Source organism: Bacillus sp. FJAT-22090, from assembly GCF_007676755.1.
In the GTDB taxonomy this organism is placed as follows: domain Bacteria; phylum Bacillota; class Bacilli; order Bacillales_A; family Planococcaceae; genus Psychrobacillus.
Map to the genome: position 1 here is coordinate 353,430 of NZ_VEBK01000002.1, position 15,764 is coordinate 369,193.

Annotated in this window: 14 protein-coding genes; 2 read left to right on the top strand and 12 right to left on the bottom strand. The window is 36.0% G+C overall.

The features are described from left to right. Positions 1–18: 18 nt before the first annotated feature. The 8 genes from FS486_RS04565 to FS486_RS04600 all read right to left on the bottom strand — a co-directional run bounded on the left by FS486_RS04565 (position 19) and on the right by FS486_RS04600 (position 10,727). The gene (locus tag FS486_RS04565) at positions 19–1,800 is read right to left on the bottom strand and encodes a T7SS effector LXG polymorphic toxin (protein ID WP_144510127.1); all 1,782 of its coding nucleotides are present in this window, start codon (positions 1,798–1,800) and stop codon (positions 19–21) included. Between the two features lie 1,484 nt (positions 1,801–3,284). Next, positions 3,285–3,908, bottom strand: coding sequence for a nicotinate (nicotinamide) nucleotide adenylyltransferase (gene nadD, locus FS486_RS04570; protein ID WP_144510128.1), 624 nt, complete (start codon positions 3,906–3,908; stop codon positions 3,285–3,287). 43 nt (positions 3,909–3,951) lie between these two features. After that, entirely contained in the window at positions 3,952–5,403 is a 1,452-nt protein-coding gene (locus FS486_RS04575; protein ID WP_144510129.1) for a nicotinate phosphoribosyltransferase, read from the bottom strand. Between the two features lie 30 nt (positions 5,404–5,433). After that, positions 5,434–5,985 (bottom strand): cysteine hydrolase family protein, encoded by a 552-nt coding sequence (locus FS486_RS04580; protein WP_313956972.1) that lies wholly within the window; start codon positions 5,983–5,985, stop codon positions 5,434–5,436. An 89-nt stretch (positions 5,986–6,074) separates the two neighbouring features. Further along, entirely contained in the window at positions 6,075–6,875 is an 801-nt protein-coding gene (locus FS486_RS04585; protein WP_144510131.1) for an NUDIX domain-containing protein, read from the bottom strand. A 191-nt stretch (positions 6,876–7,066) separates the two neighbouring features. Then, positions 7,067–8,524, bottom strand: a complete 1,458-nt coding sequence (locus FS486_RS04590; RefSeq protein WP_144510132.1) for a M1 family aminopeptidase — start codon at positions 8,522–8,524, stop codon at positions 7,067–7,069. Positions 8,525–8,812: 288 nt separating this feature from the next. Then, the gene (locus FS486_RS04595; RefSeq protein WP_144510133.1) at positions 8,813–9,601 is read right to left on the bottom strand and encodes a class I SAM-dependent methyltransferase; all 789 of its coding nucleotides are present in this window, start codon (positions 9,599–9,601) and stop codon (positions 8,813–8,815) included. 208 nt (positions 9,602–9,809) lie between these two features. After that, entirely contained in the window at positions 9,810–10,727 is a 918-nt protein-coding gene (locus FS486_RS04600) for an acyl-CoA dehydrogenase family protein (RefSeq protein WP_144510134.1), read from the bottom strand. A gap of 67 nt (positions 10,728–10,794) precedes the next feature. Here FS486_RS04600 and FS486_RS20055 point away from each other — a divergent pair, with 67 nt between their 5' ends. Together FS486_RS20055 and FS486_RS04605 are read left to right on the top strand one after the other, a co-directional pair. Next, positions 10,795–10,932, top strand: coding sequence for a hypothetical protein (locus FS486_RS20055; RefSeq protein ID WP_186321358.1), 138 nt, complete (start codon positions 10,795–10,797; stop codon positions 10,930–10,932). Positions 10,933–11,070: 138 nt separating this feature from the next. Continuing rightward, complete coding sequence (locus tag FS486_RS04605) at positions 11,071–12,429, top strand: amino acid permease (protein ID WP_144510135.1); 1,359 nt, start codon at positions 11,071–11,073, stop codon at positions 12,427–12,429. Here FS486_RS04605 and FS486_RS04610 read toward each other — a convergent pair. The 4 genes from FS486_RS04610 to FS486_RS04625 all read right to left on the bottom strand — a co-directional run bounded on the left by FS486_RS04610 (position 12,404) and on the right by FS486_RS04625 (position 15,717). Continuing rightward, a complete protein-coding gene (locus tag FS486_RS04610; protein ID WP_144510136.1) occupies positions 12,404–13,030 on the bottom strand; it encodes a LysE family transporter in 627 nt (208 codons plus the stop codon). The genes FS486_RS04605 and FS486_RS04610 overlap by 26 nt on opposite strands. A gap of 155 nt (positions 13,031–13,185) precedes the next feature. Continuing rightward, entirely contained in the window at positions 13,186–13,323 is a 138-nt protein-coding gene (locus tag FS486_RS04615; protein WP_144510137.1) for a YfhE family protein, read from the bottom strand. A 112-nt stretch (positions 13,324–13,435) separates the two neighbouring features. Further along, positions 13,436–14,677 carry an MFS transporter gene (locus tag FS486_RS04620; RefSeq protein ID WP_144510138.1) on the bottom strand — a complete coding sequence of 414 codons (1,242 nt, stop codon included), beginning with the start codon at positions 14,675–14,677 and terminating at the stop codon, positions 13,436–13,438. Continuing rightward, positions 14,674–15,717, bottom strand: coding sequence for an ArsR/SmtB family transcription factor (locus tag FS486_RS04625; RefSeq protein WP_144510139.1), 1,044 nt, complete (start codon positions 15,715–15,717; stop codon positions 14,674–14,676). The genes FS486_RS04620 and FS486_RS04625 overlap by 4 nt, the downstream gene beginning before the upstream one ends. Positions 15,718–15,764 lie beyond the last annotated feature (47 nt).

Here is a 15,764-nt window from a genome sequence, read left to right on the forward strand (position 1 = left end):
CCACTTTCATTCATTGAATTATCTTTTTCCATTTTCTCGTTGCCATTTCAAAACTTTATTTTGGAAAGTAGTAACCTCGGTATGTTGTGGATTATTACCAAATATAAAAACGCCATCTTCATTCTCATGTATTTTTAATACCTTTGCCTCCTTTTTACCATAACCCATCTCATGATAAAAATCCAAGTTCAAATCATCAAGTTGCTCACGGCGAATAGTTGATTCTCCTGTTTTCTTTATATTATAATTTACATTTTCTCCTCCAAAAGCTAAACCTTGTTTATGATGTCCCTTTTCAAGCTCTCCTCTTCTAACCAATGCTTGATAGTCCGCTCTTGTTTCCTTTAATTCCATTCCCTTTACTATAGTAGATTCATCAGGGTTAGGATACCAATCAGGATTATTTTCATATAATTTTTTGGCTTCATCATAATATGGACCATAAACATCCACATCTCCACTTTTGATCGTCGTAGGAATCTCTGTTTTTGCTGGTGGCATATTGAATGAAAGGGCATTTGGCGTACCTAATTGGTAACGAGTGTTAGATAAAATATCCAGCTGATTTTGAGTTTTGCCAAGTGGACTGTTCACGACGTCTCGGTAAATGGGTGTATAGATGGATGCCATCTTCTCCGTGCTTACGACATTTCTTGCTTGATATAAATCGCTGCCTTTTTTGGCGAATTTCCCACCTGTACTTACCCATCCTGCAAAGGGAATCATAGCGCCAAAGGAGAGTGCCGCATTCGTTGTATCTCCTCTAGCTGAATAAATAATCCCGTTTACACCATCTGCTATTTCTCCAACTCCTGGGATAAGACCGGCCACATCTAACACGGTCTGAAAAATATCTAATCCTTTATTTCCCTTCGGTATGTCTGCTTGAACAATCTCTTGTTTATATTCCACTTTAGAAACAACTTCATAGAAAACTGTTTCTCCTACCATATATTCTTTAATGAGTAAACCATTTTCATACTGATGGTATTTTACATTTTCTTCGACGTTTTCTTCGACCGTGTACACTTTTTTCCCTTCAAGGTTTTGAAAAGTGGCTGTGGTAATCATCGTACCGATCAGTTGTTCCTGTTTTTCTACCCATAAGTCACTAGGGTTTAAGTACACTTTTGGGAACAGTTCCGTTCTAATGTCACTTCTTAACGTAAGGACATCCCATTGGCTTTGTACAAAGTTAATGTCCTTGGTCCCCGCTTTGAACAGTCCTTCCAAATCCGCCAGCCATGTGTCCATCGCCTGCATATCTTGTTCGATGGAATATAGTGCGGTCGTCTGGGTTGCGTCAAATTCATGAAGGCCAGTGACCGTGTCATCACGCTTTCTTTTAGACTGAATGACTCCCTCCTGCACTCCACTATCATCCAGGTGCGGGAGGCTGACAATATCACTCACTTGATCCATAATACTGTTTGTCTCGTCCGTTAAACTTGCTGTTAGCTGACTGATAAGTGTCAGTCCTTGTTCCAGTTCGCCTTCTAGAAATTGTTCCAGTATATGGCCCGCTAAATCTGGTTCGAACGAGTGAAGTGCTGCCTCCATCTGTTGCAGCACTTGTTGAAAGTTTTCGGAAAACAGAAGAAAAAATTGGAGAAATGGTACATGGCATTCCCTATAAAAGGAGCGAATGGCATTACCCCCTGCTCCTTTCAATTGATCTTCCATATCAACAAGTCCTAAAACTGTCTGGTAGATTGTATCTATTTCACTTCTTATCCTGCCTAACAAAGCAATGTTACGCTGTATCCCATCTTGAAATAAATCTACGTCTAAAACTTTCATAGGCAATTCCTCATCAAGTGTTTCGAAACAATCACTTTTGAATGATACCAATATTCTTTATTATACAATAATACATTACAGGTGAACATTCTTCTCCTCCTCTAGTAACCTATCAATAGTTATAATATTCCACTTTTATACTTGAAGGTAAAGAGAGAAGTTGCAATTTTCACTAAAACGATCCTTTAGGTGTAACTTGTATTAATTGTATTACGACTCTTATACCACCAGTGAAAGAAAATGGTGGTTATTTAGGTAGATTTAGATATGAAACTAAATTATTAGGAACAAGCATGAAATTTCAAACATCCACTATTAATTGATTGGACGGAATTGTATTTGATTTAAGAACATCCATTTAGGAAAAAGTAAGTAATTTTATCATTTTCTCTCGACCAACTGCACTTATAAGTAAAGGCAACCGGGGGCCGCTACTTTGCCCTAGAACTAGTGCCCAGTGCATTCACTCCACCTCTTTTAATCCACTATTTTCACAAAAAATAAAAAAACTCCCACCTCCCAAGATTTTCATCTTGAGGACGAGAGTTTGAATTCGCGGTACCACCTCAGTTTGCTTATACTGCGACGCTTTACTATAGGGATAATGCGTCTTAAGGAAGTGTCCGCTTGGATTTCCGCTGCAGGACGGACGCTTTCCGTGGGGTGAGTGATGAGCCTTCACCGTCCGCTTACTCGGCCGCCTGTGAAGTCTCATCTTACTCACTTGATCCCACTGGAGTCGCCGTCTGCAGCTCTAATCCATCAAAATAGACCTTTTATCTGTATTTATTAGCCATTAAAAGTTAGGAAATGGCTTAGCGAGACCAAATAGCTCGTGAAAGCAACCAATTCAACAGGCAACGCAACCAGTTAGAGCTTGAAAGCAACCAAATTGGCAACGAGCGCAACCAATTCTCCAAGGAAAGGCTAGAGGACACTAATTATTATGCACTTTCCATGAAGAATCTACTTAATTTAAATGGATTAGATCGTCCATTTAAATTTACGCAACATATCAGTCGTTACTCGCAACATTATAAACCGGATGCGCAATATTTACCTACTTACTCGCAACATTTGGGACAGATCGAACTTTGAGGCTCGTATGCTACCTCGTTATGCCCGCATAACAACATTCTTTGGTCGGGATTGAAGCAATTTTCTTTGATTTTCTCTGCTGGCGGCGACTCCTGCCGGATGAGTGGGCTAATGAGACATTCCAACGAACGCGCAAGCGGCGGGAATGGCTCATCGCTCACCCGGCGGAAAGCGTCCGCAAGCGGAGAAAATCTTAGCGGTCAATAGTCTACCTACTAAGACGCATTGTCCCTAATAAACGAACCGAAACATAAAGCGGTAAGCGCTCATCCTATTCGCTAAATGCAATAATATGGATAACAAACAGATGTAATATAGGTAAAATCGTGATTCTATTCCTTAGTTGATTTCCACCAGAACTTTTCAACGTGCAACATCTTTGTATCTCAACTACCTTGACTATACAATTTATGTTTTTTGATATAATCATAGCACTGAGCAGGCAATAAATATTTTGGTTCTCCTCCTAATGCAAATTCTTCCCGAATATACGTAGAGCTTATTTCCATAGCTAATCCCTTATCAACTAAATGGAAGGTTGAACCATCATCATTGTTCCTAAGAATAGCAGAGCGGCTAATTGTTGAGAGCATATCTACTCCATCTCTTGCCATCACGATGAATTTATTTTCGGAAACTAACTCTTTCCCTTTAACCCATTCACCTTTCCCAATATCCACTAACAAATCTGCTCCCATAATGAAGTACACTTCATCATTTGGATATTTCTTTTTAAAGTGTGTCATTGTGTCATACGTATATATATTCCATGCATCTTGCATCATCTCATGATCATCTGCAATAAAACGACTATCATCTTCTATAGCCATTTGTAGCATATGCCAACGATGCTCATCTCCCGTTTTCATCCGTTTATCTTTTCGCTTGTTAGAGCAAGGTAGGAAGATCACCTTATCCAATTTGCATCGATGCGCAACTGTGCTTGCTGTCCATAGGTGTACATTTGTTATTGGGTCAAATGAAGACCCATAAATACCGATTTTGGCCATTATATATTCCCTCCATACTCATTATTCTATTTTTCTCTTGTTGTTACCTTCGCAACGTTTCTTTTATTTCATGAATCCGTTCCATCTTATTATCCCAGCAAGCTTGACTTAAATCGACTGGATACTCTTCTGGATTCATTGTACGTTTATACTCATTCCACAATAATTTTAGATTTTCGTTTGCATAGACTTGTATTTCTTGGATAGTCGGGAGTTCATAAACAACAGAACCACCGACAATCACATCTATATGCAACTCTTTTGCGGTAAAATTAGTTACGAATTTACTAATGTAGGTGTGTACTGGATGAAACATTTTCAAGTGGTCTTCCTCTTGTGGATTTTCATGCGCTAAAGCAATATAGTCTCCTTCGGCATGACCATTGACGTTATTAATAATTCGGTATATTCTTTTACGACCTGGAGTTGTTACTTTTTCTGGATTCGCAGAGATTTTAATGGTATCGACCATTTCTCCATTTTCAGCCTCAATAGAAACTAATTTATATACAGCGCCAAGAGCAGGCTGATCATAAGCAGTGATCAATTTTGTCCCAACACCCCAATTATCAATTCTCGCTCCTTGTGCTTTTAAGTTCATAATCGTGTATTCGTCTAAATCATTAGAAGCGGAAATTTTTGCATTTGTAAAACCAGCTTCATCTAACATTTTTCTAGCTTCTTTTGAAAGGTAAGCCATATCTCCGCTATCTAAACGGATACCTATGAAGTTAATTTTGTCTCCAAATTCCTTTGCAACACGAATAGCATTTGGAACACCCGAACGTAGTGTATCGTATGTGTCTACTAAGAAAATACAATCCTTATGTGCACTTGCATATTTTGTAAATGCTACATATTCATCAAGATAAGCTTGCACCATTGCATGTGCATGTGTTCCAACCACTGGGATACCAAATAATTTTCCTGCTCTCACATTACTGGTTCCGGATAATCCTCCGATATAAGCAGCCCTAGTGCCCCAAATAGCAGCATCGAATTCGTGAGCGCGTCTTGTACCAAACTCCATAGCGGTCCCATCCTCAATGACGTGTTTAATACGTGAAGCTTTTGTTGCAATCAATGTCTGGAAATTCACGATATTTAATAGAGCTGTTTCGATCAATTGAGCTTCTGCTAATGGGGCCTCTATTTGCAGAATTGGTTCATTTGCAAATACCAATTCCCCTTCTTTCATCGAACGAATCGTTCCAGTAAATTTTAGGTTACGAAGGTATTCAAGATATTCCTCTGAATAATGCCCTTCCTCACGAAGATATGCGATATCACTCTCGGAAAACCCAAAGCTCTCAATAAATTCAATAATACGCTGTAGTCCCGCAAACAGTGAATAACCATTTCCAAATGGAAGTTTTCGAAAATACATTTCAAAAACTGCTTTTTTATTGTGAATTCCATCCTTCCAATAAGTCTCCACCATATTAATTTGATAAAGATCTGTGTGTAACATGAAACTATCGTCAGCATAATTCATTTTATTTTCCTCCTTATATCCCTTCAACATTTATATCACTTTTGCTCCAAGTGAATTTTCAAAATGCCCTAATGCCCAATCATGTCCCGCTTGGTTAAAGGAAGCTACTGCTCCTTCATGGATGACGATTTGAAACCCTTTGTTATAAGCGTCTACAGCAGTATGGAGTACACAAATATCTGTACAAACACCGACTAAATGGACCTCTGTAATTCCACGTTCACGTAATTTAATTTCTAAATCTGTTCCGGCAAAAGCCGAATATCTTTTTTTATCCATGAAGTAGACATTATCCTTACCTTCATTTAAATCGTATACATTTTTTAAAGTGCCATATAAATTTCTACCTTTTGTGTCTCTAATATTATGAGGTGGAAATAACTTTGTTTCAGGATGATATTTGTCTCCTTCTTCATGGACATCCACAGCAAACACTGTATAATCTCCGTTAGCGATAAATTCCTCTGTCAATTGAGTAATTTTAAATTCCAGTTTTTGACCAGGTTCCCCACAAGTTAAAGAACCGTTAGTAGCTACAAAATCCTCCGTGTAATCGATGTTAATAAGCGCACGTTTTTGCATCATATCTTCTCCTCCTATTATTCTTTACTTTGTAAATCTTAAATTACAAATTACATATTTTAAAATGATTAGGAAAGAAAACAACTTTCCTAATGATAGATGGACTCAATAATCTCAAAGTCATTAAATGTGTATAATTGTGACGGTCTAAATGAATTTCTATTTGTTTTTTTCGGTATTCCTTCTTCATCCGTTACCTTTTCGATAAAGGGTAGCTTTGGTGCTTTAGTAAAGAATACCGAATCGTTGGAGATTCGAGGATCCTCTCCTACTGTGAGGAGTACCCTTTGTAATTCGGACAAGGTGAATTCTTTCGGTAGAAAATTTTTAGCTACAGTTGATTGGATCATCTCTTTCTTTATAAACTTCAAAGCATCTGTAATAATTTTTCGATGGTCAAAAGCTAAATCCAATTTGAATACTTCCTCAATATCGAATAATTCTACTTCCGCCGCATCGTCATTTGCTTGCCGATGTCCTATGTTTTTTTCTGGAACAATAGCGTAAAAGGCATTTGAAATCATCCAACCACGAGGGTCACGTCCGAACTCGTCATAAACACCAAAATGCTTAATGTGTAAGCCGTCCACATTTGTTTCTTCTTTTAATTCCCTTTTAGCTGCCATGTAAGCCGTTTCTTTTTTTGGTGCATCTACGAAACCACCGGGAAGCGCCCATTTTCCTCCCTCAATATTAGGATTATTTTCGCTATCTTTTTCAGCTCGTTTGATTAACATGATATTAAGTGTCATCTTCGGGGGCGCTTTCTCCAATACTTTTTCAGATACAATTGTAAAAATAGCAATATCCGATGTATAACCATCCGGGGTGCGGTACTTAGAGGAATCATAATTCTTTATAAATTCCTCTTCTGTCTTGTACTCTGTCATAAATGTTCCTCGTTCCTTTTAGTAATTTGTAATTTATGAATTACTTGTTATATGTATAGTATTCCTTCTATACATATTTTGCAACCCTTTTGATTAAATTTTTGAAAAGGCTTTTGGTTTACTCTTCAACCTATATTGTTTTTTCATTAATGACCAAAGTATAACCCCAATTAAATTTGGGAGTGACCAAATTATTCCAATATGAGCCACTCTTTAAAAAATTCCGTATGATCTTCCTGATAGTAATCATTAAAGAATTCTACAAACGTTTCTGTATCCACATATTGATATTTATATTTATTAAAATAAGCTGATAAAAATTTTATTGTTTCTTCATGTCCACCCTGTTCTAGAAAAAAATCTCTCAGGATTGCTGGGATTTTTCCATATAGTATAGGCCCATGCTCTGAACCAAACTCCGTAACTGGAATATTTGCAAACTCTATAACTTTGTTCCTTTCGGCAAAAATATTTATCTCACGAAAGCCTAATTCTTCACCATCCTGACTAGAATCATATTTTAAAGTACGATAGGTTCCTTCCATTAATGCTGTTAAACTCTCATCTAACCATGATTCTTCATAGGGATCACTTGAAACCATGAAATAAAACCATTGATGGGCTATTTCATGAATGAGGACATTCTCATGTCGACCTGGATCAATCCACACTTCTACAATATTCGGGTATTCCATTCCCGAGTTATTCGCAACAACGTCTAACTCTTTAGTCGGATTATCCCCTATATTTTTTTCCATAAACAAAAATACATTTTTAGCGTCTAAAATCATTTGATTTAATACAACGGGTACATCATAAGGATAAAAGTATCTAATCGTTGTATCATTTGCTTTCACTTTTGAACTAATCCACTTTTCTGGATCAAGCAAAGCTATATAAAAATCTTTTATGTTTGTCCCTTCTATCTTTCCGCTCTTTGTAGACTTAGGTGCCCCATCTTCTCCTGAACTGGCAACTAAATATTCTCTTGCTAAGTTATAGGTAATCTCATAATCTCCATACCCTGTATCATAGAATTCACCTTCATGGTAATAATTATGTAAATTCCATTTGTCTGAATACGTTCCTAGCATTGGATACCATAATGCCAAATAGAAGTTATTGTCTATTCTCGATAGCCGTTGCCCATTTATTGGCGGCAGCAATAAGTAGTCAACTATTAAACTTGTTTTTTCCCCTGGTTTAACGTTAGTTGTTGGAGTCACATATAGCATAGTATTTTCTAATGTGTAGGATAATTCTTCACCATCTTTGCCTTTAATAGATGTTATCTCCGCTTCTCCCGGAGTCGACAACATATAGTATTTGTTCTCTACAGTAGTTATATTGGGAATAAAATAAAAACCAACATCCTTCCATACATCATCGGATTCATTGGTAACTTCTATCTCTGCAGTTATATGGAAACGCAAATCTTCCGTCTGTTGGATATCTATTTTATAAGTTCCTCTAGAGCCTGGAAGTGCTGTCTCACTTACCTTGCTCAATTTATTCGTTGATGGTATGTCTAATGCTTTCACTTCTGGTCCTACTTCTGCTATCTTTGATTCTTTCTCTAGCATAAAAAAACCTCCAACCACTAGAAAAATTATAAGCACTCCTATAGAAAAATATACTTTTGTTTTCACTATCTCTCCTCCTTTCTTTCTACATTCTACTTATCACAAATTTCTCCTTTATTTTATAAATAAATTAATATTAGGAAATAAGATATTATGCTACCTCTTTGCTATCATACCTCTCTGGCGCAATAGAAATATGTCGAATAAGGAAACTGTAGAAATAATAGTTCCTATTAACAATTAAGCCGACATGTTTCTTACTCTTCATTTTATATCCCTCCGCTAGTACAGCGAGCATCATTGTCTTCCGCATGAGATCAACCTTTTAATATGTGACAAAAGATTATCCATGTGTTAAATCTTAATATATTGAGTCATAGTGAAAGGAAAACAAATAGTAAGAGAATTGTTAAAAACTCTTCTTTCCCATTCACTTTTGCAGCAAGAAGCAAAGCACGAAGAAATAGCGTGCGCAGTTACCAAGCTATCTATCCCACGATATAAATAGTTCGATATATAAGTAGGTTCGAACCCTCTATATTCAATCTCCGTTCTATTCAATAAAGAAAAGCCCAATTCCTTAAATACGTTAGGAAATCTAGAAACTTCTGCTGCGTTAGAACTATTGTTAGCAATCATCGCTTTAATAAATTGTTGCAAAGGATCATACAAATGATTAGCAATTGAACGTTTCTCGTAATCCCCCTCAAAGACTATAATGCTCCCGTTCTTATTTAATTTACTAGAGGCTTGCATTATAAGCTCCTTATATTCAGGGACATGAGATAAAACAGTATTAAAGAAAACAATATCAAATTTCTTGGAAGAGCCAATATCCTCTAAAGTAGCAGTTGAAAATTCAACAGTACTGCTGAGATTTTTAGCTAGTTTTATAAATGTTTCACAAGGGTCAATAGCTAACATATACTCAGGATTTAATGTTTGAAAAATTATTCTAGAAAGTTCACCTGTGCCACAACCTACATCAAGGATTACTAATTTTTTATCCAAGTTCAGGAAGTTTAATGCTTGGGTATATAAAGTTAAGTATTCTTCATCATTAGATCTCTTACTTAAACTATTTGCTAATGCTAATTGTGTATCTAAAGAGGTCTCCAGTATATTTGAATATGGATCATTCAACTAAATCTTCCTCCTTTATCATTATGTAACTCTGCAGAAAAAATTAAATAACTCATGCATTCTTTCTATTACTTTTATAAGCGTCGATGTTCTTTTCCACCATCTAATATGGAACTTCATATTCACACTGATAAGACCGTCACTACCTTTCTCAAGAAAAGATAGTGACGGTCCTAGTTGAATAGATTTTCTATTCATTTAGCTAATATTAAATTTGATATTTTTTCAGTAAATTTTTAGCGATTACAAGTTTCTGAATTTCACTAGTTCCTTCTCCTATAATCATTAAAGGTGCGTCACGATATAATCGTTCTACAATAAATTTTTTAGAATAGCCGTATCCACCGTGAACACGCATCGCATCCATTGTAACTTTTACACACATTTCACTTGCAAATAGCTTGGCCATACCTGCCTCTAAATCACATCGCTCGCCACGATCTTTCTTTTCCGCGGCTGCAATAACTAAATGTCGAGCAGCTTCAATGCTTGTATACATTTCTGCAAGCATTAATTGAATCGCTTGGTGTTGAGCAATTGGTTTACCAAATGTTCGACGTTGCTGAGCATATTTCACCGCCTCTTCAAATGCCGCTCTCGCTACACCCACAGCCCGGGATGCAACATTAATACGTCCTACTTCTAAGCCTGCCATTACTTGTGTAAAACCTTTACCCTCAATTTCACCAACCAGTTGACTTTTATGTACAACACAGTCTTCAAAAACAAGCTCTGAAGTATCTAGACCTTTATATCCTAGCTTCTCCATTTTCTTTGTAATCGCATACCCTGGATGTCCCTTTTCTACTAAAAATGCACTAATACCTTTAGCACCTGGTATTGCCTTCGGATCTGTTTTAGCCAATACTAATAGCAAATTTCCATACTCAGCATTTGTGATAAATGTTTTCGATCCATTAATAATATAATTATCACCATCTTTTGTTGCGATAGTTTTAATGCTTTGTACATCTGAACCCGCATCTGGTTCACTTAATGCCAATGCTCCCCACAATTCACCTGTTGCCATTTTTGGTAAGTAATATTCTTTTTGTGCTTGCGTAGCATGGTTTCCTAGAACTGTTGCCACTAATGAATGGGTACCTAAAACTCCCGCTGATTTCAAGTTCTACAATCAATTAGGATAAATCCAACTATAATGAGCACAATTATCTTTAGGAGGTGACAATCTAATGGCTAAGAAAAGCAAACCGAACTTTAAAAAGAAAGAACCAAATTCAAGAAATAATGGTCGTGAAGAATTTGCTGAAGAGCTTGTAGCAAATCAACCTAATAAAAAAAATGAACAGCAAAATTACAAAAATAAATAAGAATAATATATCCCCATAACTAGTTTTTTTCTAAAAAATTAAGCTAGATAACTTGCCACTAGCTAAGCTTTGTAATTCACCAAATAATATTAATACCCTTTTAACTAGCTGGGAAGTAAACCTTAAGGAGGTACCAATTTGGCTAATAAATCATCTAATAAAAATAAAGGCGAAGGTCATTTAGCTTGGTGGCAGTTATCACTAATTGGGGTAGGTTGTATCATTGGAACCGGATTCTTTCTAGCGTCCAGTATGGCCATTCAAATGACTGGTCCATCTGTTATCTTAGCTTTTATATTAGCTGCATGTGCTACATACATAGTCTTTGAAGCATTAGCAAAAATGTCAGCAAAAGATCCACAAAAGGGAACGTTTAGAACGTATGCCAAAAAGGCGTATGGTAGATGGGCAGGTTTTAGTAGCGGATGGGTATACTGGTGTTCCGAGATACTAATAATAGGCAGTCAGCTTACTGCGATTTCACTGCTTACAAAGCTCTGGTTTCCAAGTGTCCGTTTATGGATTTTTGCTTTAATCTATGCAATTTTAGGATTGCTTGTACTTTTTATAGGTGCAAAAGCATTTGGGAAAGTAGAAAGTTTTTTTGCGATTATGAAAATCGCCGCAATCTTTATGTTTATCATTATTGCCGTTTTAGCACTAACTGGTGTATTGGATGGCAACCCAAAAGGAGAGATTCCAAAATCATTGGGTGAATTTTTCTCTAAGGGGCTTTTTGGGTTTTGGAGTGCTCTCTTGTTTGCCTTTTTCGCTCATGGAGGTATAGAGGTAATGGGTGTGATGGCTATTCATCTGAAAAAGAAAGAAGATGCACCAAAGTCAGGAAAAGTAATGTTAGCACTACTAGGTTTAATTTACGTAACTTCCCTTACTTTAGCATTATTGCTCATTCCTTATAACGAATTTAAAGATAAGAAGAGTCCGTTTGTAACTGCTTTAGCGGATTTTGATTTGGATTTTTTTCCTCATGTTTTTACTGCTGCTATTATTATTGCAGGTTTTTCAACGATGTCAGCTTCCCTTTTTTCAGTCACTACCATCCTTACGACGTTGTCAGAGGAAGGCGATGCTCCAAAAATATTCAGTAAACAAACGAAAAGAAAGTTTAAAATGCCATTACCTGCAATTGCACTAACTTCATTAGGACTAATAATATCAATCGTTACCTCATTAGTATTACCAAATAAAGTATATGAATATATAACTACAGCCGCTGCGTTACTGCTGCTTTACAACTGGTTTTTTATTTTAACTTTTTATCAAAAATTGGTAAAGGCTACTAAAGCAGATAAAATCAAAAAAGTTATTGGAATGGTTTTAGTAGCTGCTGCAGTAAGTGGGTCCCTGCTACATGCAACAACTCGGCCTGGTTTTTTCATAAGCTTGGGCTTTGTTGCAGTCATTGCAATCGTCATACTAGTATTGCGGAAACGATGGAAAAGCGAAGAGCTCAAAAAAGAGAAGAATACGCCATAATACCAAAATAAATTCCAAATACAATCATGCATAGAGACGAAATGAGCGAAATTATAATTAAGAATTTAGCCGATAAAAACTTTCTTGCACTTTTTGAAAGGAAAGCCATAAATGTATCCCATAAAATAATACCAAATACAATTGATAAGCTAAAAATTATCAGCTGATTCTCTTGAGAGCTATTTGATGTAGCTGCAAGTACCGAACCATATATACCTAACCAGAAAAGAATAGTTAAAGGATTCAAAAGTGAAATCAAAAAACCGGAAATTAAAGCCTGTCTAAGACGGATTCTTTTACCAAACTTCATATCAAGTTTAATTTTATTTAGACTTAGTAAGTTTTCAATACCTGTGTAGGTTAGAACAAAACATCCAAACGACCAAAGAAATATTTTGATATAAGGAGAATCCATGTATTGACCTACTCCAAAATAAACCATAATCATATAGATGATATCCGCAGTCAAAGCTCCAATTCCAAAAATAAGTGCATGAAAAAAACCATTTTTGATTCCAACATCTAATTGTGCAGCGTTAACTGGACCAACTGGTGCAGCTAAAGAAATTCCTAATAATATATACGTAATTATTGAATACATTGTAAGTCCTCCGTCCATAAAGATATCTTTGTATCTTATTCAACGTGAGTGTCTTGTACAACCGAATACTTAAGTAATTTACTTAAAAACTCATTGAATCCCGTAAGAATAAATGAACCCCGAATAGGTGACCTAATTCGGGGTTCGATATTAAATTACTTTTTATTTTGGTTTTTCTTACGTATTTCTTTGTCAGCATGTTTAAATTCTTCTTGATATAAAACTTCCTGTGTTTTTGTCAAACCGTTATTTTTCATTGTTAGTTGCTCATGTGGTGGTTTTCGATCCTTCATATAAAACGCTCCTTTCATTCTTATTCTTTATCAGTTTCTCCTTTGCACCGTTGGATATTCATTTTTTAAAATTTCTAACCAGTGTGCTGCAGTTATTTTAATTTCCCAAATCCTAATTATGTTGTCTATTTTCAGCTAAATTTGAGGTTTCATCGATAAATTTAAAATAAGGAAGAACTATACCTAACAAGGAAACGATACAAATGATAGCTCCTATTAAAAAGTAAAGAGGACGTATCCCCCATTGTTCACTTAAAGTACCTCCAATAAGTACACCTAGCGGCATTGCCCCACGAATGATAAAAAGTCGGACAGATGCTACTTTACCGATCAATTCATTTGGAACAGTTTGTTGAAATATTGTTATGTTATGGACCCCGAAGAAAGCCATCGCAATTCCAGCAACCATCTCGGTTATTATGCCAAAAACAATGCTATGGTTAAAACCTAGTGAAATAAAGGTTAGACCACCAATTACCAATGCTCCCAACATCAAAACCCTACGACTCTTATATGTTATTTTCCCTATCAATAGTGACCCAATTACATAGCCAAGTGGAAAACTAGCCATAAAATAACCGTATTCAGCGTAACTTCCTGATAATTCTTTTGTTATATAAGGTAAGGTAACAACCATAGTCACGCCTACTCCAAACTGGACGAATGCTAGAAAGATTCCTAACCACACAATAAGCCTTTGCTTAAAGAAATAAGATATTCCTTCCAAGAATTGTTCTAACCATGATTTCCGTACACTTAGAGAATTTCTTTTTTCTTGAATAAAAAATAAAAGTGCACCACTTGTTATTAGGAAGCTACATACAAATAGTAAAGTTGGCATAATGCCAATATACTCAATGACGATTCCTCCCAAAATAGGTGCTAGAAAAGTCATTAATCGTACTGTTCCATCTATATATGCATTCGCTTCTGCTAATTGTTCTTTAGATACAATTGTTGGTGTGATTGCTTGGTTTGCTGGTGTATAAACAGGGGTGATTAACCCTACTACAATTTGGACCGAATAAATATGCCATGCTTCTAAATTCCCAATCGCCAATGAACCAAGTGGTATAAGGAAAATTAACCCTCTTGTCCACTGTGAAAATACCATAATCCACTTTCTGCTCCATCGATCAATAAATGGACCAATAAATAATTGCAAAATAAGAGATGGTATAAAATATAATAACCACATGCTACCTAATGCCATCGTAGAATTGGTCAGTTGATAAATAAGAATTGAATTGCAAAAAGTACCAAATGCCCCGCCTAATTCAGAAATGACATTCCCTAGCCATACGATTAAAAAGGGACGGTTTTTCCATAAATTATGGCTTCTACGCCTACTCATTGAATTAGATAAAATTCCAATTCTTTTGATAGCATTTCGAGTGATTTTCTTTTTAGGGAATACTTTGCTTCGATAATCTCTACTAACTTAGCTGCTCTTAATATTTTTAGATGATGATGGATAGTTGATTTTCCCATATTTAATTGCTCCGTAATGTCCTGTAACGTAAGATCTTGTTCGAAAAGTAATTTAACAATTCGAAGACGCCCCTCATCCCCCAATGCTTTATGCTTTAATACTAAAAAATTATTTGGGGTATAGCGGTCATTTGGTATAATGCTTTCATTTGCAATAGGATAGTAAAATACTTTTGTATTTTCTAAATCCGCTTCAATATTCCAAGGTCGATAGATGTATTGTGGGATTAATAATACTTGGGAGACATTAAGTTCAGGCGAATATGTGATGCCTCCCGTCGTCCATTCTACAAGTTCTTCCGCCGACATTTTATCTTTCATCTCTCTCTTCATTTTATAATCTGTTTGCAAAATGGCATGAAGTTGTTCCTCTTCCTTCCTAACAGCTGCCTCATACCATCCGGTCATCACATTAATAAGATGTTCTTTTAAACGCTTGCCATTAGCATGACATATGAATTCAATATAACGAGGGAAAAAAGAGTTTTCTTTGGTAATTTCCATCATTTCCTTCATAGCCAACTGTTCACCAAATGATGCATTTCTTCTTAATTGTTGATAATTATTTCCGATAAACGGCAAACAAATAAAAGTAAGATCTGGCATGGAAAGTTCCTGAATATAATGAGTGAATTCTGTAAGATCAGTAAAATCACGTTGATGTAGTAACTGAAGTAAGGCTTTCCAAGTGTTTTTGTTTTCTACAAAATCCAATTCTACTAATAATTTCACAGGTAAAGATTCTTTTATTTCTTTCCAATGTTCTACCGGTTTTTCTAGTGTTTTAATAAGTGGCGTATTCGTAATTGCCGCTATTCCTAATGCACATTCCCATAAAACAGAGTATTTCAATTGAACTTTATACGTTTCTTTTTTCCTACTTGTAAGATTCAAGACCTCCATTAAAGCACCCCTTTTGAGTTTCATATATTTTGAATATACCATTCAAG